This is a genomic window from Pseudomonas sp. H3_E07 (assembly GCF_054668895.1).
This window is the reverse complement of the sequence record NZ_CP162795.1, coordinates 803,482-829,285: the sequence shown is the minus strand read 5'-3', so window position 1 is coordinate 829,285 and position 25,804 is coordinate 803,482. Positions and strand designations below refer to the sequence as shown.

At 62.0% G+C, this 25,804-nt stretch carries 23 protein-coding genes and 1 pseudogene; 14 read left to right on the top strand and 10 right to left on the bottom strand.

The annotated features are described in order from the left end of the window. Positions 1 to 324: 324 nt before the first annotated feature. The 5 genes from fabB to AB4O08_RS03665 all read right to left on the bottom strand — a co-directional run bounded on the left by fabB (position 325) and on the right by AB4O08_RS03665 (position 7,271). Positions 325 to 1,545, bottom strand: coding sequence for a beta-ketoacyl-ACP synthase I (gene fabB, locus AB4O08_RS03685; protein WP_021492133.1), 1,221 nt, complete (start codon positions 1,543 to 1,545; stop codon positions 325 to 327). A gap of 11 nt (positions 1,546 to 1,556) precedes the next feature. Beyond that, a complete protein-coding gene (fabA, locus tag AB4O08_RS03680; protein WP_010211704.1) occupies positions 1,557 to 2,072 on the bottom strand; it encodes a 3-hydroxyacyl-[acyl-carrier-protein] dehydratase FabA in 516 nt (171 codons plus the stop codon). A 249-nt stretch (positions 2,073 to 2,321) separates the two neighbouring features. Next, positions 2,322 to 4,223 carry an ATP-binding protein gene (locus AB4O08_RS03675; RefSeq protein WP_010211700.1) on the bottom strand — a complete coding sequence of 634 codons (1,902 nt, stop codon included), beginning with the start codon at positions 4,221 to 4,223 and terminating at the stop codon, positions 2,322 to 2,324. Next, a complete protein-coding gene (locus AB4O08_RS03670) occupies positions 4,220 to 5,149 on the bottom strand; it encodes an ABC transporter substrate-binding protein (RefSeq protein WP_305378229.1) in 930 nt (309 codons plus the stop codon). Before AB4O08_RS03670 ends, AB4O08_RS03675 begins: the two co-directional genes overlap by 4 nt. 1 nt (position 5,150) lies before the next feature. Beyond that, positions 5,151 to 7,271, bottom strand: coding sequence for a TonB-dependent receptor plug domain-containing protein (locus AB4O08_RS03665; RefSeq protein WP_021492131.1), 2,121 nt, complete (start codon positions 7,269 to 7,271; stop codon positions 5,151 to 5,153). Positions 7,272 to 7,466: 195 nt separating this feature from the next. Here AB4O08_RS03665 and AB4O08_RS03660 point away from each other — a divergent pair, with 195 nt between their 5' ends. The 9 genes from AB4O08_RS03660 (at position 7,467) to AB4O08_RS03620 (ending at position 15,312) form a co-directional block, all read left to right on the top strand. After that, on the top strand, positions 7,467 to 8,492 hold the full coding sequence (locus AB4O08_RS03660) for an NAD(P)H-dependent glycerol-3-phosphate dehydrogenase (protein WP_010211695.1): 1,026 nt from the start codon (positions 7,467 to 7,469) through the stop codon (positions 8,490 to 8,492). Positions 8,493 to 8,502: 10 nt separating this feature from the next. Then, positions 8,503 to 8,850: a DUF4389 domain-containing protein gene (locus AB4O08_RS03655; protein WP_010211694.1), complete on the top strand. Its 348-nt coding sequence runs from the start codon at positions 8,503 to 8,505 to the stop codon at positions 8,848 to 8,850. Next, the gene (sixA, locus tag AB4O08_RS03650) at positions 8,847 to 9,296 is read left to right on the top strand and encodes a phosphohistidine phosphatase SixA (RefSeq protein ID WP_042572456.1); all 450 of its coding nucleotides are present in this window, start codon (positions 8,847 to 8,849) and stop codon (positions 9,294 to 9,296) included. Before AB4O08_RS03655 ends, sixA begins: the two co-directional genes overlap by 4 nt. Before the next feature lie 85 nt (positions 9,297 to 9,381). After that, the gene (locus AB4O08_RS03645; RefSeq protein ID WP_460114709.1) at positions 9,382 to 11,031 is read left to right on the top strand and encodes an AMP-binding protein; all 1,650 of its coding nucleotides are present in this window, start codon (positions 9,382 to 9,384) and stop codon (positions 11,029 to 11,031) included. A 30-nt stretch (positions 11,032 to 11,061) separates the two neighbouring features. After that, entirely contained in the window at positions 11,062 to 11,505 is a 444-nt protein-coding gene (locus AB4O08_RS03640; RefSeq protein WP_010211688.1) for a hotdog fold thioesterase, read from the top strand. Between the two features lie 97 nt (positions 11,506 to 11,602). Next, positions 11,603 to 12,406 (top strand): alpha/beta fold hydrolase, encoded by an 804-nt coding sequence (locus tag AB4O08_RS03635; RefSeq protein WP_010211687.1) that lies wholly within the window; start codon positions 11,603 to 11,605, stop codon positions 12,404 to 12,406. Beyond that, positions 12,403 to 13,257 carry an alpha/beta hydrolase gene (locus tag AB4O08_RS03630; protein ID WP_021492128.1) on the top strand — a complete coding sequence of 285 codons (855 nt, stop codon included), beginning with the start codon at positions 12,403 to 12,405 and terminating at the stop codon, positions 13,255 to 13,257. Before AB4O08_RS03635 ends, AB4O08_RS03630 begins: the two co-directional genes overlap by 4 nt. 102 nt (positions 13,258 to 13,359) lie before the next feature. Further along, positions 13,360 to 14,178, top strand: coding sequence for a DUF4892 domain-containing protein (locus AB4O08_RS03625; protein ID WP_010211685.1), 819 nt, complete (start codon positions 13,360 to 13,362; stop codon positions 14,176 to 14,178). 72 nt (positions 14,179 to 14,250) lie between these two features. Beyond that, complete coding sequence (locus AB4O08_RS03620; protein ID WP_010211684.1) at positions 14,251 to 15,312, top strand: AI-2E family transporter; 1,062 nt, start codon at positions 14,251 to 14,253, stop codon at positions 15,310 to 15,312. A 64-nt stretch (positions 15,313 to 15,376) separates the two neighbouring features. Here AB4O08_RS03620 and AB4O08_RS03615 read toward each other — a convergent pair whose 3' ends face one another. Together AB4O08_RS03615 and AB4O08_RS03610 are read right to left on the bottom strand one after the other, a co-directional pair. Next, positions 15,377 to 16,408, bottom strand: coding sequence for a sensor histidine kinase (locus AB4O08_RS03615; RefSeq protein ID WP_010211683.1), 1,032 nt, complete (start codon positions 16,406 to 16,408; stop codon positions 15,377 to 15,379). After that, entirely contained in the window at positions 16,408 to 17,172 is a 765-nt protein-coding gene (locus AB4O08_RS03610) for a response regulator (protein WP_031290855.1), read from the bottom strand. The genes AB4O08_RS03615 and AB4O08_RS03610 overlap by 1 nt, the downstream gene beginning before the upstream one ends. 259 nt (positions 17,173 to 17,431) lie before the next feature. Here AB4O08_RS03610 and pyrF point away from each other — a divergent pair, with 259 nt between their 5' ends. Next, a complete protein-coding gene (gene pyrF / locus AB4O08_RS03605; RefSeq protein WP_010211681.1) occupies positions 17,432 to 18,130 on the top strand; it encodes an orotidine-5'-phosphate decarboxylase in 699 nt (232 codons plus the stop codon). A gap of 148 nt (positions 18,131 to 18,278) precedes the next feature. On the opposite strand, the gene AB4O08_RS03600 is transcribed toward pyrF, so the two are convergent. Further along, positions 18,279 to 19,286, bottom strand: a complete 1,008-nt coding sequence (locus AB4O08_RS03600; RefSeq protein ID WP_010211680.1) for an NADP-dependent oxidoreductase — start codon at positions 19,284 to 19,286, stop codon at positions 18,279 to 18,281. A 228-nt stretch (positions 19,287 to 19,514) separates the two neighbouring features. On the opposite strand from AB4O08_RS03600, the gene AB4O08_RS03595 reads away from it, so the two are divergent. The 4 genes and pseudogenes from AB4O08_RS03595 to AB4O08_RS03580 all read left to right on the top strand — a co-directional run bounded on the left by AB4O08_RS03595 (position 19,515) and on the right by AB4O08_RS03580 (position 23,974). Next, positions 19,515 to 20,276: an SDR family oxidoreductase gene (locus tag AB4O08_RS03595; RefSeq protein WP_010211676.1), complete on the top strand. Its 762-nt coding sequence runs from the start codon at positions 19,515 to 19,517 to the stop codon at positions 20,274 to 20,276. A 203-nt stretch (positions 20,277 to 20,479) separates the two neighbouring features. Further along, positions 20,480 to 21,892, top strand: a complete 1,413-nt coding sequence (locus AB4O08_RS03590) for an aminotransferase-like domain-containing protein (protein WP_010211674.1) — start codon at positions 20,480 to 20,482, stop codon at positions 21,890 to 21,892. A gap of 114 nt (positions 21,893 to 22,006) precedes the next feature. Beyond that, positions 22,007 to 23,068: pseudogene (locus AB4O08_RS03585) on the top strand (HAMP domain-containing protein); the annotation flags it as partial. Continuing rightward, the gene (locus tag AB4O08_RS03580; protein WP_420865035.1) at positions 23,057 to 23,974 is read left to right on the top strand and encodes a methyl-accepting chemotaxis protein; all 918 of its coding nucleotides are present in this window, start codon (positions 23,057 to 23,059) and stop codon (positions 23,972 to 23,974) included. The pseudogene AB4O08_RS03585 and the gene AB4O08_RS03580, both read left to right, overlap by 12 nt. 37 nt (positions 23,975 to 24,011) lie before the next feature. On the opposite strand, the gene AB4O08_RS03575 is transcribed toward AB4O08_RS03580, so the two are convergent. Continuing rightward, positions 24,012 to 24,824: an alpha/beta fold hydrolase gene (locus AB4O08_RS03575; protein ID WP_460114708.1), complete on the bottom strand. Its 813-nt coding sequence runs from the start codon at positions 24,822 to 24,824 to the stop codon at positions 24,012 to 24,014. Between the two features lie 152 nt (positions 24,825 to 24,976). Then, positions 24,977 to 25,747 carry a hypothetical protein gene (locus tag AB4O08_RS03570; protein ID WP_010211670.1) on the bottom strand — a complete coding sequence of 257 codons (771 nt, stop codon included), beginning with the start codon at positions 25,745 to 25,747 and terminating at the stop codon, positions 24,977 to 24,979. Positions 25,748 to 25,804 lie beyond the last annotated feature (57 nt).

Genomic DNA, 25,804 nt, shown 5'->3' with positions numbered 1-25,804 from the left:
CGTTTCAGCACCAGGGTGGCGTTAGTGCCTTGGCGCACCAGACGTCAACGGGGGCGAATCAGACCAGTGCCGCGAGTCACGATTTATCGCGGCTGGCGGTGGAACTGAACACTCTGGTGGCGCGGTTTTCGGTGTAGGGCGGGAAGCCGAGGGGGCCCCTTCGCGAGCAAGCCCGCTCCCACACTTGACCGAGTACCTTCTAAAGAAATGCGGTCAGTGTGGGAGCGGGCTTGCTCGCGAAGCAGGCGACTCGGTCCTGAGTTGATTGCCCACAAAAAAGCCCCGAACCAGTCGGGGCTTTTTCATGCGATCAAGCGACAGGCCTTAATTACCCTGCCAGCGTTTCAGCACCAGGGTGGCGTTAGTGCCACCAAAGCCGAAGCTGTTGCTCATCACGGTGTCGATTTTTGCATTCTCAACGGTTTTGGTCAGGATCGGCATGTCAGCCACCACCGGATCAATCTCGTCGATGTTGGCCGAGCCGGCCATGAAGTTGCCTTCCATCATCAGCAGGCAGTAGATCGCTTCGTGAACGCCGGCGGCGCCCAGGGAGTGACCCGACAGGCTCTTGGTGGAGCTGATGGCTGGCGCCTTGTCGCCGAAGACCGCACGCACGCCTTCCATTTCCTTGGCGTCGCCGACCGGAGTCGAGGTGCCGTGGGTGTTCAGGTAGTCGATTGGGGTATCTACAGTGGACATGGCCATCTGCATGCAACGGATGGCGCCTTCACCGCTCGGGGCAACCATGTCGTAGCCGTCGGAAGTGGCGCCGTAGCCGACGATTTCCGCGTAGATCTTGGCACCACGGGCCAGAGCGTGTTCCAGCTCCTCGACCACCACCATGCCGCCACCGCCGGCGATGACGAAACCGTCACGCTTGGCGTCGTAGGCGCGGGAGGCCTTTTCCGGGGTTTCGTTGTATTGAGTGGACAGCGCGCCCATGGCGTCGAACAGGAACGACTGGCTCCAATGCTCTTCTTCACCGCCGCCGGCGAATACGATGTCCTGCTTGCCCAGCTGGATCTGCTCAACCGCAGTACCGATGCAGTGTGCACTGGTGGCGCAGGCGGAGGAGATCGAGTAGTTCACGCCCTTGATCTGGAACGGCGTGGCCAGGCAGGCCGAAACGGTGCTACCCATGGTCCGCGTGACACGGTAAGGGCCAACGCGCTTCACGCCTTTTTCGCGCAGGATGTCCAGCGCTTCCATCTGGTTGAGGGTCGATGCGCCGCCGGAGCCGGCGATCAGGCCGGTGCGTACGTTCGATACCTGGTCGTCGCTCAGGCCGGAGTCGGCGATCGCGTCTTTCATGGCCAGGTAGGCATAGGCGGCAGCGTGGCCGACGAAGCGATAGATCTTGCGATCAATCAGCTCTTCGAGGGGCAGGTCGATGGAGCCGGAAACCTGGCTACGCAGACCCATTTCGGCATATTCCGGGTTGAAGCGGATGCCAGGGCGACTTGCACGCAGGTTAGCGGTGACGGTCTCTTTGTCATTGCCCAGGCAAGAAACAATGCCCAGACCAGTGATAACGACGCGGCGCATGCGGATAACCCTTAAAAGTTGTCAGTGGAAGTGAATACGCCGACCCGAAGGCCTTCGGCAGTATAGATCTCGCGACCGTCGACGCTCACCGAACCATCGGCGATGGCCAGGTTCAGCTTGCCCTTGAGGACGCGCTTGATTTGAATGTTATAGGTGACTTTCTTGGCGGTCGGCAGAACCTGGCCAAAGAACTTCACTTCGCCCGAACCCAGGGCGCGGCCGCGGCCAGGCAAACCTTGCCAGCCGAGGAAGAAACCGACCAGCTGCCACATGGCGTCAAGGCCCAGGCAACCTGGCATCACTGGGTCGCCTTCGAAATGGCAGGCGAAGAACCACAGGTCCGGGGTGATATCCAGCTCGGCGACCAATTCACCTTTGCCGTACTTGCCACCCTCTTCGCTGATATGGGTGATGCGATCCACCATCAGCATGTTCGGGGCGGGCAGTTGCGCGTTACCTGGGCCGAACAGCTCACCGCGACTGCAGCGCAGCAGGTCTTCCCGAGTAAAGGCGTTTTGTTTGGTCATGCGAGCTCCTCAATAATCCCATGCGGCAGGGTAGGGTAAATCTTCCCGAACCGAATGAAGCGTTCATGCCTCATGTCGGCAGCCTACACATAGACTATTGCGTTGTAGTGAAAGTCACAGCGGCAAGGTACTGAATGTACACTTGTTCACTGAAATTTTAAACCGGGCCTGTTTATGGGCCCGTTCGGGTGCCTAAGACTGCCGCACTTTCGTCTTTCACGCCAGTCGGACTTGGCTGATGGCGCGGCGCTATTGCACCCAACGTTGTAGGATTTGCTGCAAATCCGTGCGTTTGAACGGCTTGGCCAGGTAATCGTTCATTCCCGCTGCCAGACAGGCTTCACGGTCGCCCTGCAAGGCGTTGGCAGTCAGGGCGATGATCGGCAGGTCGGCGCAACCCGGCAACTGCCGAATCTGCCGGGTGGCTTCGTAGCCGTCGATCACCGGCAGCCGGCAATCCATCAGGATGGCGGTGAAAATCAGGCTCTCGGCGCTGCGGATCGCCTCGGCACCGTCGGTGGCCAGGCTCACTTCAAAGCCCAGGCTGCGCAGCATGGCTTCGACCACGGCGCGGTTGACCGGGTTGTCTTCCACCAACAGCACATGGCGACCATCGCCTGCGCCGGTTTTGCCGTCGGCGTCGCTGGCGATGGCCGGCACGCTGTGCTGGTCAATGGCCAGCGGAATTTCCAGGGTGAACACCGAGCCGCGGGCTTCTTCGCTCTGGGCGCGCAGGGTGCCGCCCATGCGTTCGGCCAGGGTTCGGGCGATGGGCAGGCCCAGGCCGGTGCCGCCGTAACGTCTTGAAATGGAACTGTCGGCCTGCTGGAACGCATCGAACATCAATTCCAGGCGTTCGGCGGAAATCCCGATGCCACTGTCGCGCACGGTGCAGGTGAACCACACCAGTTCATGGTCGAGGGTCTGCCAGTGTGGCTCGATGCTGACGTTGCCGTGCTCGGTGAACTTCAGCGCGTTGCCGATCAGGTTCACCAGAATCTGACGGATCCGCGTCGGGTCGCCCTGCACCCGCAAGGTATCCATCCCTGGCGGAATCGACAGCTCCAGCGCCAGCCCGCGCTGCTGGGCGCTGTGCTGAAACGCCTGGGCGCAGCTGTTGATCAGGTCCGCCAGGTTGAACGGAATGTGCTCCAGCTCCAGCGCCGCGCGCTCGATACGCGAGAAGTCGAGGATATCGTTGATCACCTTGAGCAAATGCTCGGTGGACTCCGACGCCAGCGCCGCGTACTCGGTCTGTTCTTCGGTCATCTCGGTGGTTTCCAACAACTGCAACATGCCCAGCACGCCGTTCATGGGTGTGCGCAACTCATGGCTCATCATCGCCAGGAAATCCGATTTCGCGTTGTTGGCCCGCTCGGCCTCTTCGCGAGTCTGGATCAACTGGGCCATGGCCTGTTGCTGTTCGCGGCTGGCCTGGTTGAGGCCTTCGGCGAGGTTGTTGATATGCCGAGACAGGTCGCCCAGTTCGGAGTCGTCCACGATCGGCAACGGCGTCTTGTAGTCGCCTTGCTGGATCGCCTTCACCGCATGGCCCATGGCGCTGATCGGCTGCGACAGGCTGGCGGCCAGGCGCCGTGCGAGCAGGAAGGTAAACAGGAGGGCGAACAGCGCGAGGATGCCGGCCTTGAAGAGGATCTCCTGCTGGCGCTGGCTGAAGGCATCGTTGGACATGCCGACGATCACGCGGCCCAGGTAGTCAGCGCGCGGGGCCTTGGATTCGTTGAGGTTGTCCTGGAAGAAATCATTGCCGAGCTGAATGTGTTGCAGGCGGATCGGCGCCTGGAACACTTTGACTGACAGCGACCGGTCATGTTTCTCCGACGGTTGCTCGACATACACGAGGATATTCTCGCTGCTGTCCTGGATTTCCAGGAAGCGCACATGGGGCGTGGCCAGCGTGGCGCGCAACAGGCTGTCGAGCACGTCATTGTTGCCGGAAATCACCCCGTACTCGGTGGCGGGCGCCAGTTGGTTGGCGATCAACTGGCCGGTGTGGTCCAGTTCCTGGCGCAGGTCCTGGATACGCACGAAGGTGAAGAAGCTGATCAACAGCAACGTCAGCAACAGCGCCGGGCCCAGGGTAATGAGCTGGGTGCGGGTGTTGATGTCCCAACGACGACGCAAGGTCATGGGCGTTTTTCTCCTTCGGCCAATCGGGTGGCGACACTGGCTTCGTCCACCTGTTCGATCCCCAGTGAGCGCGCGACTTGCGGGTTGCCCACGACTTTGAAGCGTTCCGGGTACAGCGAGTGCGGCCAGTTGGCCGGCGAGTGGTCGAGCAGGCGGTCGAGCACGACAAGCCAGTCGGCCTGGTCGCTGTAAGTGCTGGCCAGGCTGCCGGCCCGCACGAAGCCCGCGTTCGGGCCTATCAGCGGCAACTGCTGGGCGTAACTGCTCAGCAACAGGTTCTTCGCGGTCTTCGGGTTGTACAACTGCGGGTCGTCGAGGCCGAGCAGTACGTCACTGTTGCGGAACAGGGTCTGCAGCGGCCGACTGTCAGTAATGTTGTCCCAGAGCTGCGGCACGATTTCCAGGCCCAGTAGCGTTGCGTGCTGGCGCAGTTCAGGCAGCAGGAACTCGCTGTCGGCGCCATAGAGCACGCCGATACGCCGGGCCTGCGGCAGGATGCTCGCGATCAGGCGTAGTTGGCGATCGAGCGGTGGGTCGCTCCACAGCAGGCTAATGCGTGGGTGCGGCATGGTGCCCAGGCGCTGATGGGCTTGCAGGCGGCTGATGCGCAGCACCAGGGTCGGTGGGCCCTGGGGCTCTTGCAGGCGCCAGTCGAGGCCGGGCAGGTCCAGCAGGATCAAGCGCGTGGTTGCCGGTAGGCGGCCGGGTGCCGGCAAGTCTTTGAGGGCGGTAAAGGTGATACGGTCTTCCGGGCGCTGCTGGGCCAGGGCCTGGGCAAAGGCCTGCACCCCGGCGCCGTCTTCGGCGGCGGTCAGCAGGATGTCGGCGCTCCACGCCGGCGCGGCCATCAGAAGACAGGCGAGCAGCACCGCTCGCCGCCAGAGTCGAGTGATAAACAGGCCGGTCATCCGTGACGAGTCGCCCATGTCAGAACTCTAACTCGGCACTGAAGTAGAGCACGTGGCGATGGTCATAGTTGTTGTCGGCCCAGGTCGTGGGCTGGTTGTCGAGGCGTTCTTGCAGCATGCCGGCCAGCTCCACATTGGCTTTGCCCAGGGCAATGCGCTTGGCCACCCGCAGGTCGACCCGTTCGAAGCGATATTGGTTGAGTGCGTCATCGCCATAGTAGAACAGCGCACTGGACCAACCCTGGCCCCATTCACGCAACCAGCCGGCGGAGCCGCTGTTGCGGGCGGTCTGTGCTTTGTCCAGCGGGTTGCTGGTGCTGGCGTCGACGTAAGCGTAGGTAAGGCGCAGGCGGTCGGCATTGCTCACGCGCCAGTCGAACTGCGACTCGGCGCCGGTAAACCGAGCGCTGTTGGCGTTGCTGGCAATGTACTGGTTATTGCGCAGCGGCGAGCTGATCATGTCGGTGATCTCGTCGTAGAACAGTTTCACGTCCATGTTCAGCCCGATGTCGGCAAAGAAGCCGTTGTACCCCAGTTCCCGTGACTTCATCATCTCTTTATCGAGGTTGCCCGGGCCCCGGGTTTTTACGAAGTATTGCCCGGTGGTCTGCCCATAGGCCGGGGAGCTGAGGTTGGTGACGCGATAACTCCAGTTGACGTTGTTCTCGAACATGTCCGGGGAGCGGATCGCCTCGGAGTACACCGCGCGCAAGCCGTGGCGCGGGTTGATCAGGTAGTTGACCGCCACCCGTGGCGTCAGCGAGTTGCCGCTCAGGTGGGTGTCTTCATACATGGCGCCGCCTTGCAGTAGCCAGTGCTCGCTGGCGCGCCATTCCAACTGGCCGAACAGGCGCCAGGTGGTGTCGTCCAGGGTGCCGTTGAAGTAGGTGTCGGAGTCGGCGCGGTCGTAGCGGTAGTTCATGCCGCTGACCAGACGCAGGCTGTCGGACAGGCTGAGCGTGTCCTGAATCTCCAGGTCGTAGCGGCTTTCGCGGGTGCTCTGGTCGATGTCACCGCACACGCTTTGGCTGGCACCGTCGCGCCACTGCTGCAGCACTTGGTTGGCCAACGCCTGCTCGGCGGCGTTGCCCGGTGGTGCGCTGCCCTGGCTGTAGGTGTCCATGTGCCGGGCCAGCAGTTCGGCGTAATTGGGGTTCATCTGCCACAACTGGGTCAGTTCGGGGCTGAATGAGACTTTGGCGTCACAGGCTTTCCAGATCTGGCGGCGGTCCCACTGTTGGGCGGAGCCCTGGATGTACAGGCTGTGATCCGGGTTGAAGTCGAAGTTCCAGCGCAGGGAGCCGGCGTAATCCTTGGCGGTGACGTCGGAATTGTTGCCGCCTTCGGTAATCCCTGCGAAGACCGGGCTGTAGGTATACGGCCGCTGGTTGGTGCCTTCCTTCGCGTCCAGCTGCAGGTCGATGCTTTGTTGCGTGTTCAGCGTTTGGCTGATGGCCAGGCTGAAGCGGTTGAGACGGCGGCTGTCACGACGGTCTGCGCCGGTGGCATCGCTGTCGAAGCCGTCGTCCTGTTGCCCGGAGAGGGACAGGCGCAGGTCACCGGTTTCCCAGCCCGCGCCCTGGCTGGCATAGAAATCATTGATACCGCGTTCGCCACGCACCACTTTTAACCGCGTGCCGTGGCTGTTGGCCGGCGAGCGCGTAAGAATGTTGACCACCGCCATCAGCGCATTGGCGCCGTAGCTGACGGTGTTGGGGCCACGGAACACTTCAATGCGCTCGATATCTTCCATGGCCACCGGAATATCGCTCCAGTCCACGGTGGCCAGGCCCGCGCGATACACCGAGCGGCCGTCGATCAACACCTGCATGCGCCGCGCATCGCTGGCACTGGTGCCGTGGTAGTTCACCGCGGCCTGGTTGCCGGTGGTGTAACCGACCATCATCCCCGGCACCAGCCGCAGCAACTCGCTGATGTCCCGCGCGCCGCTGGCCTTGATCAGCTCGCGGTCGATCACGGTCATGCTGCCGGGCACCGCGGCGGCCGACTGCTTGAGGCGCGTGGCCGTCAACACCTGGGGGAGCGGCTGGCTGTCGAGGAACAGATCGTCGGCCATGGCTGGCGCGCTGCACAGCAGCATCAGCCACAGAGATGAACGGGGAGGAGGGGCCAAATACACGGCACGGCCTTGATAATTACGGATAGCCGCCCATGTTAACTGAGGTGGGGCCTTTTGCCAGTCGTCGGACTTGCAATTGCGTCATGAAAATGTGGCATTTTCCGACAAACGCACGAATTGATACGGGGGCTGGCCGCCAGCGGGTCGGCCCGTATAATGCCGCCATCGCCACTGGTATGGATTAACGGATTGCATATGACTGAACAGCGCCCTATTGCGGTCCTGGGAGGCGGAAGTTTTGGTACCGCCGTGGCAAACCTGCTGGCCGAGAACGGCCACGCCGTGCGCCAGTGGATGCGCGATCCCGAACAGGCCGAGGCCATTCGGGTGCACCGGGAAAATCCGCGTTACCTTAAAGGCATCAAGATTCATCCGGCGGTCGAGCCTGTCACCGACCTGCTGGAAACCCTTACGGCGTGCGACCTGTGCTTCGTCGCGCTGCCGTCCAGCGCCTTGCGCTCGGTGCTGGCACCCCACGCCGAGCGTCTGGCCGGCAAGCTGCTGGTCAGCCTGACCAAGGGCATCGAGGCGCAGACCTTCAAGCTGATGAGCGAAATCCTCGAAGAGATCGCTCCCCAGGCGCGCATTGGCGTGCTGTCCGGGCCGAACCTGGCAAGGGAAGTTGCCGAACACGCGCTGACCGCCACGGTTGTCGCCAGTGAAGATGAGGAACTGTGCGAACGCGTCCAGGCCGTGTTGCATGGCCGTACTTTCCGCGTCTACGCCAGCGGCGACCGCTTTGGCGTCGAGCTGGGCGGTGCGCTGAAAAACGTCTACGCGATCATTGCAGGCATGGCCGTCGCGCTGGGCATGGGCGAAAACACCAAGAGCATGCTGATCACCCGCGCCCTCGCCGAGATGACCCGTTTTGCGGTGAACCAGGGTGCCAATCCGATGACCTTCCTGGGGCTGGCGGGCGTGGGCGACTTGATCGTCACCTGCTCCTCGCCGAAAAGTCGCAATTACCAGGTCGGGTTTGCGCTTGGCCAGGGCCTGAGCCTGGAAGACGCAGTCACGCGTCTGGGTGAAGTGGCCGAAGGGGTCAACACCCTCAAAGTACTCAAGGCCAAGGCCCAGGAAGTGGGCGTCTATATGCCGCTGGTCGCCGGGCTGCACGCGATCCTGTTTGAAGGCCGCACCCTGAACCAGGTCATCGAGTTGCTGATGCGCGCCGAGCCCAAGACCGATGTCGACTTCATTTCCACCAGTGGTTTCAACTGAGGAACGCGTCATGAACGATCCGAAAGCAGCCCCCAAGTACGAATCCATTGCCCTGCGCATCCTGTGGATGCTGGTGTTTGCCCTGGTGTGGCAGGTGGCGCAGTTCCTGCTCGGCGCACTGGTGGTGGTGCAACTGATCTACCGCCTGGTCTACAGCGCCCCGAACCTGGGCCTGATGAACTTCGGCGACAGCCTCAGCCAGTTCCTGGCGCAGATCGGCCGCTTCGGCAGCTTCCACACCGAACAGAAGCCGTGGCCTTTCGCCGACTGGCCGACCCCGCGCGCGCCCGAGGGCGAAGCCGCCCACAGCGTGCCGCCGGCGCCGCATCCGGTGCGTGATGAAGAGCCAAAGCTGTGAAGCTGTGGATACTGCGCCACGGTGAGGCCGAAGGGCATGCCCGCACCGATGCCGAGCGCAACCTCACCGAGCACGGCCGTGGAGAAGTGTTGCGCAGTGCCGCGCACCTGATCGACCAGCCCCTGAGCGCGATCATCGCCAGCCCCTATGTGCGGGCGCAGCAAACTGCGCACCTGGTGCGCGATGCATTAGGTTTCGAACCGGAAATCCGCACGGTGCCGTGGCTGACCCCCGAGGGCAACCCGCTGCTGGTGCTGGAGAAGCTCGACACCGATGACAACGTGCTGCTGGTCAGCCATCAACCGTTGGTGGGCAGCCTGATCAGCTTTTTGCAGCACGGTCACCTGCGGCAGCCACAGCCGATGCACACCGCCAGCCTGGCGGAACTGGAAGGGGATTTCCCGCTGGCGGGGCTGATGAACCTGGTCAACGTGAAGAATCCGTAGGCTTTATCGCGGTTTTGTGTGTGCTATATAGTCAACCAAGCAAGTGCTTGGTTGGCTATCGTCGGACCACAAAGGAGCGCGTCCCATGCCCGTCGCTTTTCGTTTGCCGTTGCAGGTCTTCTTCGAACGTGAAGCGCGACATCCGCGCCAAACCTTTCTGGTGCAGCCCGTCGGTGATGGCGAGGTGCAAAGCCTTACCTGGGGCGACGTTGGCCACCAGGCTCGCTGCGCCGCGAACTGGCTGCGCGCCCGGGAGTTGCCCCAGGGCTCGCACATTGCGTTGATCTCGAAAAACTGCGCCCACTGGATCATTGCCGACCTGGCGATCTGGATGGCCGGCCATGTCTCGGTGCCGCTCTACCCCAACCTCACCGCTGATTCCGTTGCCCATGTGCTGACTCATTCCGAGGCGGCGTTGGTGTTGATCGGCAAGCTTGATGATTGGCCAGCCATGGCGCCCGGTGTGCCTAAGGATGTGCCGACCATCAGCCTGCCGTTGTGCCCGTCGGGCGAGTTCGATTTCAGTTGGGCCGATCTGCAGGCCTCCTCGCCGATTCAGGATGACCCGGCACCGGCCGCCTCGGACCTGGCCACCATCATTTATACCTCCGGTACCACGGGCCTGCCCAAAGGCGTGATGCACAGCTTCGGCGCGCTGGGGTTTGCCGCGACCCGTGGTACGGCGTTGTTTGGCTTGGGTGAGGGCGACCGGTTGTTGTCCTACCTGCCGCTGTGCCACGTGGCGGAGCGGATGTTTGTGGAAATGGCCTCGATCTACACCGGGCAAACAGTGTTTTTCGCCGAAAGCCTGGAGACGTTTCTGGTGGACCTACGCAGGGCGCGTCCGACCGCACTGTTTGGCGTGCCGCGCATCTGGACCAAATTCCAGATGGGCGTCTACGCCAAGGTTCCGGCAAAACGCCTTGACACCTTGCTGCGCCTGCCGTTCATCGGCAAGCGTGTGGGCCACAAGGTGCTCGCCGGCCTGGGCTTGGACGCGTTGCGTATCGCGCTTTCGGGGGCAGCGCCTGTGCCTGAAGCGCTGCTGCGCTGGTATCGGCGGCTGGGCCTGGACGTGCTTGAGGTGTATGGCATGACCGAGAGTTGCGGCTACTCCCATGTTTGCCGTCCCGGTCAGCAAACCCTCGACTGGATCGGCCTGCCTTGCCCCGGTGTTGAAGTGCGTATCGATCCTGCGGGGGAAGTGCAGGTGCGGAGCGGTGCGACCATGCTCGGCTACTACAAGGACCCGCAGAAAACCGCCGAGACGATCACCGCCGATGGCTTCCTGCGCACGGGGGACAAAGGCGAGCAGGACACCGAGGGCCGTCTGCGCCTGACCGGACGGCTGAAGGAGATCTTCAAGACCAGCAAGGGCAAATACGTGGCCCCGGCGCCGATCGAAAACCGCCTGGCCGAACATGCGCGTATCGAGCAGGTGTGTGTGGTGGGGGATGGGTTGAGCGCGCCTATTGGTTTGTGCGTATTGTCGGCGGTGGAACAGGACCCGCAAGCGCTGCGCAGCAGTCTTGAACGTTGGTTGGTACAGGTCAACCAGACGCTGGACAAGCATGAGCGCCTGCGCCAACTGGTGGTGGTGAAAGACAGTTGGGCAGTGGAAAACGGCTTTTTGACGCCGACCTTGAAGATCAAACGCAACGCGATCGAATCGACTTACGGTGAATATTTCCAGCGGTGGAGCGAGCGTTCCGAAACGGTTCTGTGGCAGGATTAGGGCCGTAATAAAACCAATAAGGACAATTCCATGAGCCTGTGGCGCACCCAACCGAATATCGAACAACTCAACGCGATCCAGAAAAACACCATCGGTGAACTGCTCGATATCCGCTTTGAAAGCTTCGACGACGATTCCCTGACCGCCAGCATGGTAGTCGACCATCGCACCCATCAGCCCTACGGCCTGTTGCACGGCGGCGCGTCGGTGGTGTTGGCCGAGAGCGTCGGCTCTATGGCGGCCTATCTGTGTATCGACCCGAGCAAGTTTTATTGCGTCGGCCTGGAGGTCAACGCCAACCACCTGCGCGGTGTGCGTAGCGGGCGGGTGACGGCGGTGGCCAAGGCGATCCATATCGGTCGCACCACCCAGGTCTGGGACATCCGCCTGACAAGCGATGAGGGCAAGGCCAGTTGCGTGTCGCGCCTGACCATGGCGGTGGTGCCGCTGGGCGAGAACCCGCCGGCGCGATAGGTGTGGCGTGAGTGTCATCATTCCTGGCAGTTACAGTCATTGCTGTGCCGGCTGGGCATGGTGACAATCAATCTCTGTTTTTGTAGATGGATCCGGTATGTCGCAGCACGTGTTTTTTGCTCACGCCAATGGCTTCCCCTCGGCTACCTACGGCAAGTTGTTCGCCGCCCTGGCCCCGGAATATACGGTGGCCCACCTGCCGCAGCACGGTCACGACCCCCGATTTCCGGTGGACGATAACTGGCAGAACCTGGTGGACGAGTTGATCCATCACCTGGAACAGCAACCTGAGCCGGTGTGGGGCGTGGGCCATTCCCTCGGTGGCGTGTTGCACCTGCACGCGGCCATGCGGTGCCCACAGTTGTATCGCGGGGTGGTGATGCTGGATTCGCCCGTGCTGACCCGCGCGGACCGCTGGGTGATTCGTGCGGCCAAGCGCTTGGGTTTTATCGACCGCTTGACCCCGGCCGGACGCACCCTGGGCCGTCGCGAGGAATTTACCGACCTGGAGGCGGCGCGCAGTTACTTCGCCGGCAAAACCCTGTTCCGTGGCTTTGACCCGGAATGCTTCGACGCTTACCTGCAACATGGCCTGTATCAGGTGGGCGATCGCCTGCGCCTGCGCTTCGACCCAGCCACCGAAATCAGCATCTACCGGGGCGTGCCCCACACCAGCCCCGGCCAGGTGCGCCAGTTGAAGGTGCCGCTGGCGGTGGTGCGCGGTCGGCAAAGCCGGGTGGTGATGCGTCACCACGCCAACGGGGTCGGGCGCCTGCCCATGGGCGAAATGCTCACGATGCCTGGTGGCCACATGTTTCCCCTTGAACGCCCGCAAGACACCGCGGCGTTGATCAAGAACCTGTTTTCCCGCTGGGAAGCCCGCGAGCGCAGCTGCGCATGAGCACGCCGGTCGAAGAAGTCCGCCTGAGCCTGCCGCATATCGAACTGGCGGCCCATCTGTTTGGCCCCGAGGACGGTTTGCCGGTGATCGCCCTGCATGGCTGGCTGGACAATGCCAACAGCTTTGCGCGACTGGCGCCGAAACTTCAGGGCTTGCGCGTCGTTGCACTGGATATGGCCGGGCATGGGCATTCGGCGCATCGTCCTACAGGTGCCGGTTATGCCTTGTGGGATTACGTCTATGACGTGCTGCAAGTCGCTGAGCAACTCGGGTGGAAACGTTTTGCATTACTTGGTCACTCTCTCGGCGCGATCGTGTCCCTGGTGCTGGCCGGCGCGTTGCCGGAGCGTGTGACCCACCTGGGATTGATCGACGGCGTGATCCCGCCGACAGGCAGCGGTGAGAACGCCGCCGAGCGGCTGGGTATGGCTTTGCAGGCGCAATTGAACCTGCAGGAAAAGCGCAAGCCGGTCTATACCACCCTGGATCGAGCGGTCGAAGCGCGCATGAAAGGGGTAGTGGCGGTCAGCCGCGAAGCCGCAGAACTGCTGGCCCAGCGCGGTTTGATGCCAGTGCCGGGCGGTTACACCTGGCGCACCGACAGCCGTCTGACCCTGGCTTCGCCGATGCGCCTGACCGACGAACAAGCGATGGCCTTCGTGCGGCGCGTAGCTTGTCCTACTCAATTGGTGGTCGCTGCGGATGGCATGCTGGCGAAACATTCCGAATTGCTTTCCCAGCTACCCTTTGCAGTCAGCACGCTGCCAGGCGGCCATCATTTGCACTTGAATGAGGAGTCCGGCGCGGTCCTTGTTGCAGACTGTTTCAATCGGTTCTTCTCCGCGCCTTGACTTGGGGCGGTCAACTGCCGAGGCTGGGCGGATTGATAGGGAGTCAACCATGAACTACTTCAACACCGCTGTGACCTCCGATGGCCAGGGCTCGTTGATCTTATGAGCGTGCGTAACGGATGTATCCGTATCCTGGGCTTGAGCCTTTTGAGCCCACTGGTATTCGCCGCCGACGTACCGGGCAGCCAGGACCTGCCCACCGTGGCCCGTCAGGTCGATTCGCAAATTGTCGACTACCGTCCCGCCGAAGAAAAAGAACGTATCTACCCCATGGGCGCGATCCGCAAGATCAGCGGCCAACTGCGTTATGAAGGCCAGGCCACCGCCCGCGGCCAGACCTCCGCCATCACCTATGAACTGCCCCCCGAACACAGCTCCAGCGCCGCGTTTACGGCAACGCGTGAAGCGTTGCAGGAAAAGGGCGCGCAGTTGTTGTTCTGGTGCCAGGCCCGGGATTGCGGTGAAAGCAGCCTGTGGGCCAATGAAGTGTTCGGCAACGCCAAGCTGGTGGGTGCCGACGGCCAGCAGGAATACCTGCTGCTGCGCCTGGCGGCTCCCCAGGAAAACTCCCTGGTGGCGCTGTACGGCATCACCCGTGGTAATCGCCGCGCCTATCTGCATGTAGAGCAGTTGGATGCCAGCGCGCCGTTGGCCGACCTGTTGCCCACCTCTGCGACCCTACTGCGTGAGTTGAAAAGCACCGGCGAGCTGGATTTTCCCGCACTGGGCGGCGACCCTGACGACACCTGGCTGACCCTGATTTCCCGTGGCCTGAACCTGGATGCCACGTTGCGCGTCAGCCTGACCGGCCCGACCGCTGAGGCCTGGCGCCAGGCGCTGGTTGACAAGGGCGTGCGCGCTGCGCGCATGGAAATCGGCACGGGTGACGCCAAGGGCCTGCACCTGCATCTGATACGCTAGGCGTAACAGGGCGAACGGACCCGTGCCGTTCGCCTAAGCTGTCTTCCTACAGTCTTCCTTTCGAGATCCTACATGCTCAATAACGATCGCCTACTGGTGCAAATCCTGCTGCTGGTGCTGTTCGGTGCCAGTTTCTGGGTGATGGCGCCGTTCTGGTCGGCGCTGTTCTGGGGCGCGGTGCTGGCGTTTGCCAGCTGGCCGTTGATGGTCCTGCTCACCCGCTGGCTGGGGGGGCGGGAATCCTTGGCCGCCGGCATCCTCACGTTGGGTTGGATGCTGCTGGTGGCGCTGCCGCTGGTGTGGCTGGGTTTCAACCTCGCGGATCACGTGCGCGATGCAACGGCGTTGATCAAGGATATCCAGGTCGACGGCTTGCCGGAGGCGCCTACCTGGCTCGGCTCGATCCCCTTTGTCGGCGAACGGCTGGTGGCGATGTGGGACAGCATTGATCAGCAGGGCGCAGCCTTGATGGTCAGCATCAAGCCTTACCTGGGGCAGGTCGGCAACTGGTTGCTGGCGCGCAGCGCGCAAATCGGTGGGGGGATTCTGGAACTGACCCTTAGCCTGGTATTCGTGTTCTTTTTCTACCGTGATGGGCCGCGCCTGGCGATGTTCGTTCACCGCCTGTTGGAACGCTTGATCGGCGATCGCGCTGGCTACTACATCGAACTGGTGGCCGGCACCGTACAGCGGGTGGTCAACGGCGTGATCGGCACCGCCGCCGCGCAAGCGCTGTTGGCGTTGATCGGCTTCTTGATTGCTGGCGTACCGGGCGCGCTGGTGCTGGGTATCGTCACCTTCCTGCTCAGCCTCATCCCCATGGGCCCGCCGCTGGTATGGATCCCGGCCACGGCCTGGCTGGCCTGGAAGGGCGACTACACCTACGCGGTGTTCCTCGGCGTGTGGGGCACCTTCATCATCAGCGGCGTGGACAACGTGCTCAAGCCGTACCTGATCAGCCGTGGTGGCAACCTGCCGCTGGTGATCGTGCTGCTTGGCGTGTTCGGCGGCTTGATTGCGTTTGGGTTCATCGGCCTGTTTATTGGTCCGACCCTGCTGGCGGTGGCCTACAGCCTGTTGATGGATTGGAGCGCAACCCATGCCCAAGGACGGCGGGAAGATAAACCCCTGTAACTGACCGGTAAAGATCATTGTGGGAGCTGGCTTGCCTGCTCCTGCATGAGTCCGTGTTGGCCCTTCAGACCCTGGGCAACCACATCACGGCGGTCAGCCCACCACCCGGTGTTTCCTCCAGGTCCAGCCGACCGCCGAGGCGTTCCGCCGCCTCCTTGGAAATCGTCATGCCCAGGCCGACACCGCCGGAGTTGCGATTGCGTGAGCCCTCCAGGCGATAGAACGGCTCGAACACCGCCTCACGCTTGTCAGCGGCGATGCCGGGGCCGTGGTCGATCACGCGGATCACCAAGGCCTCGCGGCTGTCCGTCAGTTCGATGCGCGCCGTACCGGCATAGCGCAGGGCATTGTCGATCAGGTTGTTGAGGCACGAACGCAAGGCCATCGGCTGCACCTGTAGCGGCGCGCAGGTGCCGGCGAACTGCACGTCGGCGCCCTGGTCCTGGGCGTTTTCGCTCATCGACTCCACCAGCGCCTGCACGTCCAGCCAATGCCGGGCTTCGCTGGTGCGTTGCTCGTGCAGGTAGCTCAGGGTGGCGTCGAGCATGCCGATCATGTCGTCGAGGTCCTGGCGCATCTGGCCCTGCAGCTTGGTGTCGTCGATCTGTTCCAGGCGCAGCTTGAGGCGTGACAGCGGGGTGCGCAGGTCATGGGAAACCGCGCCAAGCATGCGCGCACGCTGGCTGACCTGTTCGCGGATACGCCGTTGCATCAGGTTAAACGTCGACGCGGCCTGCTGTGCCTCACGCGGTCCCGATTCGTCGAGGGGCGGGCTGTCGAGGTCCAGGCTCAAGCGCTCGGCGGCTTCGCTCAGGCGCTGAATCGGACGGCTCAGCAACTTGGCACCGTACCAGGCCGCAATGATCAGCGAGATGAATTGGAACGTCAGCGGCACCACCGGGCCGCCAAACCACGGGCGCTTGTGCTTGGGCAGGGGCTTCATCGTGCCGTCGGGCTGTTCGACAAAGGTTTCCTGAGGCGGCGGGGGCGGGCCGTAATAGCGAAACCAGGAGAACGCCAGCACGTGGGCCAGGATAATCGCTACCAGCAACACGCCAAACAGTCGACCGAATAACGTGTTGAAGCCGTTACGCATTAACCGATATCCCGTGCATCGAACAGGTAGCCTTCGCCACGCACGGTCTTGATCAGGTGCGGGGCCTTGGGGTCATCCCCGAGTTTTTGCCGCAGGCGCGACACCAGCAAGTCGATGCTGCGATCAAAGGCCTCAATGGAACGGCCTCGGGCGGCATCCAGCAATTGCTCACGGCTCAATACCCGGCGCGGGCGCTCGATGAACACCCACAGCAGGCGGAATTCTGCGTTGGACAGCGGCACCACCAGGCCATTATCGGCGACCAGTTGGCGTAACACGCTGTTGAGGCGCCAGTTGTCGAAGCGGATGTTGGCGCGCTGTTCGGTGCGATCATCGCGCACTCGGCGCAGGATGGTCTGGATCCGCGCTACCAGCTCACGCGGCTCGAATGGCTTGGACATATAGTCGTCGGCGCCCAGTTCCAGGCCGATGATCCGGTCGGTGGGTTCGCAGCGGGCGGTGAGCATCAGGATCGGGATGTCCGACTCCGCGCGCAGCCAGCGGCACAGCGACAGGCCGTCTTCACCCGGCAACATCAGGTCAAGCACCACCACATCGAAGGTTTCTGCTTGCATGGCCTGGCGCATCGCGGTGCCGTCGGTGACGCCGGTGGCCAGGATGCCGAAGCGCGCGAGGTAATCGATCAGCAGTTCACGGATCGGCACATCGTCGTCAACGATCAGCGCGCGGGTGTTCCAGCGTGTGTCATCGGCGATCACTGCGCCTTTTTGCTCGTCGTTCAAAGAGACGGAAGGGGTCTGCATAATGCGATCATCTGCCTGGTCGTTGCGGTCAGCATAGGCGCCCAGCCCCATGGCTGGAAGTGCTGGTCGGTGGGTCGTGCGAGCGAGGCTAGCCGAGGGGCGTGTTGGGGGCGTGTCGTGAATGTATCAACTTTGAAATAATTGCAGAAAATGCCCGCCCGATGGCGGTTGGTCAGTATTTACCGATCATCGGATCCCGCAACGGCGCCGCTTGCGCTACAATCCGCGCCGATTTCGACTTGCCTGAGAGCCCATTCCAATGTCCGTCTGCCAGACTCCTATCATCGTCGCCCTGGATTACCCCACTCGTGACGCCGCACTGAAGCTGGCTGACCAGTTGGACCCGAAGCTTTGCCGGGTCAAGGTCGGCAAGGAACTGTTCACCAGTTGCGCCGCGGAAATCGTCGGCACCCTGCGTGATAAAGGCTTCGAGGTGTTCCTCGACCTGAAATTCCACGATATCCCGAACACCACCGCTATGGCGGTCAAGGCCGCCGCCGAAATGGGCGTGTGGATGGTCAACGTGCACTGCTCCGGTGGCCTGCGCATGATGAGCGCCTGCCGTGAGGTGTTGGAGCAGCGCAGCGGTCCTAAACCTTTGCTGATCGGTGTGACCGTACTCACCAGCATGGAACGCGAAGACCTGGCTGGCATCGGCCTGGACATCGAACCCCAGGAGCAAGTGCTGCGCCTGGCTGCCCTGGCGCAGAAAGCCGGCCTCGACGGCCTGGTGTGCTCGGCGCTGGAAGCCCAGGCGCTGAAAACCGCGCACCCGTCGCTGCAATTGGTGACCCCGGGGATTCGTCCTGCGGGCAGCGCCCAGGACGATCAGCGCCGCATCCTGACGCCGCGCCAGGCACTGGACGCGGGTTCCGATTATCTGGTGATCGGTCGTCCGATCAGTCAGGCGGCGGATCCGGCCAAGGCGTTGGCGGCAGTTGTCGCTGAAATCGCCTAAACAACGGGTAGGCGCTGCTGACTTGCCAGCGATGGGGCGCTTGCTACCGCTGGCGGCTAAACCGGCATCCCTGCCGGTTTAGCCGCCCAATCCCTGTCGAATTGCGGCCAGCGTTTTTGGGGGAGTGGTTACATTGGGTTCAGCTGCGTCAGCTGACCTTGAGCACCAACTTCCCGAAGTTCTCCCCGTTGAACAGCTTCATCAACGTCTCCGGGAACGTCTCCAGCCCCTCCACGATATCTTCCTTGCTCTTGAGCTTGCCCTGGGCCATCCAGCCGGCCATTTCCTGCCCGGCAGCGGCAAAGCCTGCAGCGTGATCCATCACCACAAACCCTTCCATGCGCGCGCGATTGACCAGCAGTGACAAGTAATTGGCCGGACCTTTCACGGCTTCCTTGTTGTTGTACTGGCTGATGGCGCCGCAGATCACCACGCGGGCTTTCAGTGCCAGGCGGCTGAGGACGGCATCGAGAATATCGCCGCCGACGTTATCGAAATACACATCCACGCCTTTGGGGCACTCGCGTTTGAGTGCAGCGGGCACGTCTTCGCTTTTGTAATCGATGGCGGCATCGAAGCCCAGCTCATCCACCAGGAATTTGCACTTGTCGGCGCCACCGGCAATGCCCACCACACGGCAGCCCTTGAGTTTGGCAATCTGCCCGGCAATGCTGCCCACGGCACCGGCCGCGCCGGAGATCACCACGGTTTCGCCGGCCTTTGGCGCACCGGTGTCCAACAGTGCAAAGTAGGCGGTCATGCCCGTCATGCCCAAGGCAGACAGGTAGCGCGGCAAAGGCGCCAGTTTCGGGTCAACCTTGTAGAAGCCACGCGGCTCGCCCAGGAAATAATCCTGCACGCCCAGCGCACCGTTGACGTAGTCGCCGACGGCGAACTTCGGGTTGTTCGAGGCAATCACCTTGCCCACACCCAGCGCGCGCATCACCTCGCCGATGCCGACCGGCGCAATATAGGACTTGCCTTCATTCATCCAGCCGCGCATGGCCGGGTCGAGGGACAGGTATTCGTTATGCACCAGCACTTGGCCGTCCTGGGGCGTGCCCACCGGGACTTCCTGGTAAGTGAAGGTGTCCCGGGTGGCCGCGCCGACCGGGCGCTTGGCGAGCAGGAATTGGCGGTTGGTCTGGGCGGTCATGGTGGCGACTCTTCTGGAAATGAACCTGAAGTGATAGCCCTTCAATGGGCAGGGAGCAAGGTTCACCGAGGGCGCGAATGCCGGTCGATAGGTGTTGCTGATAGTCGCCAGGTGGCCCTTATCACTGCGATCCATGCAGCCCCAACCGGCGGTTTGATAGTGCTGACGCGTCCGGCGCGGCGTTGGCTAGACTCGACCCACCGCTTTTTCTCCCACAGGACATCTTCTATGAGCATGACGTTTTCCGGCCAGGTCGCTCTGGTGACCGGCGCCGCTGCCGGTATTGGCCGCGCCACCGCGCTGGCGTTCGCCGCCGAAGGTTTGAAGGTCGTGGTTGCCGATTTGGATGCAACGGGCGGTGAAAACACCGTCGCCCTGATCCATCAGGCCGGCGGCGAAGCGCTGTTTGTGCGCTGCAACGTCACGCTGGAGGCGGACGTCCAGCAATTGATGGCCCAGACCCTTGCCGCCTATGGTCGCCTGGACTACGCCTTCAATAATGCCGGGATCGAAATCGAAAAGGGCAAGCTGGCCGACGGCAGCCTGGATGAGTTCGACGCGATCATGGGTGTCAACGTCAAGGGCGTGTGGTTGTGCATGAAGCACCAGTTGCCGCTGCTGTTGGCCCAGGGCGGCGGGGCGATCGTCAACACCGCGTCAGTCGCGGGGTTGGGCGCGGCGCCGAAGATGAGTATTTATGCGGCTTCCAAACATGCGGTGATTGGCCTGACCAAATCGGCTGCCATCGAGTATGCGAAGAAGAAAATCCGCGTCAACGCGGTCTGCCCGGCCGTGATCGATACCGATATGTTCCGGCGAGCCTATGAAGCCGACCCACGCAAAGCTGAATTTGCCGCTGCCATGCACCCGGTGGGTCGCATCGGCAAGGTCGAGGAAATTGCCAGTGCGGTGCTTTATCTGTGCAGCGACGGTGCGGCGTTTACCACGGGTCAAGCCTTGGCGGTGGACGGTGGTGCGACCGCAATCTAGGACCTCACGCCGCCCTCCATTCGAAAAGGTTTGGGGGGCTGTGGGGCGTTTCCATAGATGGCGGAGTGCCCCGTCAGAATGTGTATCATTAGGTAAATAATCCAACAAAATCAATGATTTAATAAGTATTGGCAGGCGGTCGAAATGGGCTTCTGTGCTTAACTGTTCCGGGTTGAATAACAGACAGTTGAAGTGAGTGGCGCATGGATTTAGGGATCGATCGACAAGCCCTTGTACCGGTGGTGCAGCAAATCATCAGCGCAGTGACGCAATGGATTCGCTCGAGTGGCGCGAGCCCCGGCACGCGCTTACCGTCCATTCGACAGGTGGCCCTCGATAACTTGCTCAGCCAATCCAGCGTGATCGAGGCGTTCGAGCGGATGGTTGCCCAGGGTGTGCTGGTTTCCAGGCCCGGTTCGGGTTTCAGCGTGGCCCAGCCGCCCGCTTTGCCTGAGGACCTTTGGTACGAAGGTGCGGAGCGGGGATGGGGCACCTTCGTTGATAGCCCACTGGGCGAACTGAAGTTGGGCTGCGGCTGGTTGCCGGATGCCTGGCGTGAAAGCGATGACATCAGTTACGCGATTCGTGAGGTCACTCGAACCGACACCGCCGGCCTGTTCAACTACAGCACGCCATTGGGGTTGCCGGCGCTGCGCGAACAACTGTTCAAGCGCCTGAGCCGAATCCACATTGCTACCCACCAGGACCGTATCCTCACCACGGCGGGCGCAAGCCATGCCCAGGACTTGCTGATACGCACCCTGCTCAAGGCCGGCGACTGCGTGGTGGTCGAAACGCCCGGGTACGGCAACCTCTATCGGCAATTGGCTTTTCACGGCGTGCAACTCCTGCAAGTCCCGCGAACCCCCGGAGGCCCGGATATTCCGGCGCTGGAGGCGCTGCTGCAGCGGCATCGGCCCAAGTGCCTGTTCATCAACAGCCTGTACCACAATCCCACCGGCTCCAGCCTGTGCCGCACGGTGGCAGAGCGTTTGCTGGAGCTGGCGCGGCGCGACAATTTCCTGATCGTTGAAGAAGATGTTTTCGGTGACCTGCAACACGCCAGTTGCACACGCCTTTCAGCACTGCCCCATGATGATCGGGTGATCTACGTCGCCAGCTTTTCCAAAACCTTGAGCAGTGCCTTGCGCGTAGGTTACCTGAGTGCCAGCGCCGCGATCATCGCGCAGTTGGCCAGCCTCAAGACCCTGACCGGTTTCGGCACTTCACGCTTTGCCGAAGCGGTGGTGGTCACGCTGCTCGCAAATGGCACCTACCGCAAATGGGTACAGCGCTTGCGCAAGCGGCTGAACACGCAAATGGCAGCTACGCTACAGGTGCTGGAGGACGAGGAGTGGGAGGTGTTCGCCATACCTGCAGGCGGTATGTTCCTGTGGGCTCGTCCGGGAGTAGGGGACTGGTCACAGTTGCAGGCATGTGCCCGACGGCTCGGCGTTCTGTTGTCGCCGGGGGCGCTGTTCAGCCCAACCAGCGAGCCCAGTGAGTGGCTGCGCATCAACGTGGCCTATGCCGCTGATCAACGGGCGTTGGCGTTGTTCCGCGCCATGGGGCCCGCCAGATCGACCTCGACCATTCTGAAAACGACGAGTGTGTAGCTTTTTGCCATTATTGTGGCGCCAACGACTTGTGTTCAGTGCCTTGTGGTTGCGACTCTCGCCTGTGTAAACAAGGCTCGATGGCAACCGCCATTGCAAGAGGATTCAAGTGCAATGATTTCGGCCGTGCAACGACAATTCGCCAACCTCGGTATGGCAAAAAAACTGGGCTTGGGCTTCACCCTGGTACTGCTGCTGACGGCGTTGATCGCAGCGATCGGCGTGTGGTCCCTGCAAACCATTGGTCAGCGTTTCGAAGGGCTCAAGGCCATGTCGTCGCTGAACAGCGGTTTACTCAAGGTGCGCCTGATCGAGCAGGACTACGCGTTGCACGCCGATCCCAAGGCCGTCGACGCCCTGCATGAAAGTGTCGATGCCTTGGCGGCTCTTGCGGCCAGTCTCAAGGCCCAGTCGGCGGCCAACGTGCCGGTGATGACCGATGTCGAGGAAGCCTTGGCCGCCTACCGCAAGGCGTTCGATGAGTTTGTCGAATTGACCCAGACCAAGGACCTGGCGTTGGAAATGGCCAGTTGGTCGGTGTCCAGCGTGGCGAACAATCTGGATGTGCTGCAGGCCGGGCTGGCGGATGACGGCGCCTATGGCCTGAAGGAAAGCCAGGGTAAGGAAGGCGCTGAGTTTATCGAGCAGGCGGGGCAGGTCAGCCAGGTGTCGCGCCTGATGCTGCAGGCCATGAATGAAGCTCATGTACGCCTGAACCAGAGCCGTAAAGTCGATGAAGACACCAGCGAACAAGGCAAGATCGAGCAAGCCGACCAGGCCCTGGCCCAGGTCGAGCAACTGAAGACCTCGGTCAAGGACTCTGGCTACCAGACCGTGCTCAACGAAGTCGCCGGGCATATCGCCGCCTTCAGTGAAAAACTCGGTGAGTACACCGGGCTACTGGCTCAAGAGAAGGTGGTCTACAAACAGTTGCATGATCGGGCGGACCAAGTGGTCAGCCGGGTCAACCAGGCATACGACGCCGAAGACCAGTCCATGCAGGCGCAGTTGAAGAAAAGCTCAATGCTGATCCTCGGTTCTTCGGCCCTGGCCTTGCTGGTGGGGTTGATAGCGGCGTGGGTGATCACCCGTTTGATCGTCGCACCGCTGCGCAGCGTGATTGCCGTGGCGCAGCAGATCGCCGCCGGCGATTTGAGCGGGCGCATGGAGGTCAACCGCCGTGATGAAATCGGGCAGTTGATGCAGGCCATGCAACAGATGGGCAACGGGCTTAGCCAGATGGTCAGCGGCCTGCAAGCCGGTATCGAGCAACTGGCCAGTTCGGCGCATTCCTTGTCCAGCGTCACCGAGCAGACCAATGTCGAGGTCAGCAGCCAGAAAGAAGAAACCGAACAGGTCGCCACGGCGATGAACCAGATGACCGCCACCGTGCATGACGTGGCACGCAACGCCGAAGAGGCCGCGCAAGCCGCACAGACCGCCGATGAAAAAGTCGATAGCGGTCAGCGGGTCGTGCGCCAGAGTTTGCAGCGCATCGAGTTGTTGGCCACTTCCAGCTCCAGTGCGAGCGCCAGCATCGAGAGCCTGAGCGCGGAGATCCAGCATATTGGCAGCGTGTTGAGTGTGATCAAAAGTGTGGCCGAACAGACCAACCTGCTGGCGCTCAACGCCGCCATCGAGGCCGCCCGCGCTGGCGAGCAGGGTCGTGGTTTTGCGGTGGTTGCCGATGAAGTACGGGCCTTGGCAAAGCGTACTCAACACTCCACCGAAGAAATCGAACGACTGGTCAGCACCTTGCGCAGCGCGGCACAGTCCTCGGTGCAGCAGATCCAGCAAAGCGGGGAGTTGGTGAAGCTGGCGGTGAGCGATGCCCTGGAAACCGAAAGTGCCTTGGGCAGCATCGCGGTGGCGGTGTCGTTGATCCAGCAGATGAACCAGCAGATTGCCGCGGCGGCCGAGGAGCAAAGCTCGGTGGCCGAAGAGATCAACCGCAGCGTCACCAGTATCCGCGCCAGTGCCGATCAGTCGGCGTTGAGTATGCAAGGCAACGCCGCGTCGAGCATTCAGCTGGCGCAGTTGGGGGCGGAACTCAAGGGTATGGTGGGACACTTCCGCCTATGATCGCTGCACGTTGGCAGCGACCGCAGGGGAAGGGCGGTCAGGCGTTGTTGGCGAGGAAAGTCAACAGGGCTTCGTTGACGAAGTCCGGGTTTTCCCTTGCGCTGATATGGCCTGCTTCCGGAATCAGGATCAGGCTGCAGCCGATCAGCCCGGCCATTTCCTCGGACTCGGCGGGAGGGCGTGGTTTGTCCTGCTCGCCGCACATCACCAGCGTGGTATCGGCGTCCAGGCGTGGGAGCTGCTCCAGTATGTCTTCGCGACTGAAGATCAACCGACCCAGGGGCACGATGCTCTGCAACAGGCGCTCCTTGGAGTAACCCTGCAATTGCTTGCGGAAATCCTGGTACAGCGCTGATTCGCGGTCGATGCCCGGGCGGAAGAAGATCGGCGCCACCACATCCAGCAACGGCTCGGGGATCGCGCCGGCGTCTTCGATCATCTTGAAGAGTGAGAAATAGTACTGGCGCGTGGCCTCGGGCTCGGCGCCCAGGTAGGTGTCCATCAGCACCAGGCTGTTGATCCGCTCGGGAGCCCGCAGCGCCAGGCGTGCGCCCCACATACCGCCGACCGAGAGCCCCACCAGGTTGATCTGTGCAATATCCAACTGGTCAATCAGGGTCAGGGCCTGGCGTGCCAAGTCATCAAGGGAGCGGGTTTGCGCCGGCAACGAAGCGGATTCACCATGGCCCCACAGTTCGGGCACGATCATCCGGTACTGTTGCGACAGGGCCTCGATCTGTGGCGACCACATGTCGGCGTCCCACAGGTAGCTTGAACCGAGCAGGACGACTGGGCCTGTGCCCTGGTCTACGTAGTGCAGCGGTTGTCCATCAATGACGGCGACGGGCATAACGGGCCTCTGACTTCACGGAGTAAGGGGCACTTTTTTACGCTAGTCGGGCGCGTGGGGATAGATGCAAAGTGATGGCATCTTGTGAAGCCATGAGGTTGTAGTGAGCCGGGCAAGCCCGCTCAACACAGGCTCGCCCCACGACCGCACAATCAGTCGTAGATGACTTTTTTCTTCCACTCGGCGTCGGCATCCACCACTTTGAGGCCTTCGGTAAGTTCGTTGATTTCGTCTTCGGCGGGCTTGCTGTTGGTCAGCACCGTCGAGTTCGCGCGGACCAGCTGGGCTTCCAGGTGTTGCAGCTGCGCGCTGTAGATCGCCGGCTCCGGCTGTTTACGCAGGTACTGCACGCCACGCTCGAATGCCAGGCGTGCCTGGCCCGGCTGAGCCTGTTGCAGGGCGTGCTGGCCAAGGTTGTTGAAGAACTCGATATGCAGCAACACCAGGATATGGCGGATTTCCCGGATCCAGTGCTTGGCCTCGTTGGCCGGCAGGAAACCGTCCTGGGCGGCGCGGGTGACCTGGCCGTGCAGGGCTTCGAGCAGGAAACGCACGTCCTTGGCCTTGGCTTCGGTCTGGATCGGCGCAGGCGGGTTGTTCACCGGGATCGATTCGCCCTGGGCCACCAGCGCATTCAGCTCGGCGATGCGGGCTTTCAGCGCTGCGCTGCCTTTGTTGAGGTTCAGCAGGCGCTGGTTGACGTTGAGCTCCAGGCGGGTGATCAACAGTTTGAGTGCCGGGGTCATCAACTGGCCGGGGAAGGTCTCGGTGATTTCACCGCAACGGCGCAGACGATCATTAAGCTCGATCTCGGTGCGCTTCTTTTCAAGCTTGTTGTTTTCCACCACGTGGTTCATGTAGCCAATGGCGATCAGTATTGCGATCCCGGCTATTACCAGCAGGGTGATCATGAGTGGTGTCACCGGTGTGACCTCTTTATAGGGTTTACAGTAGAGTGTAGTGACTGGGCCATCCGGCGG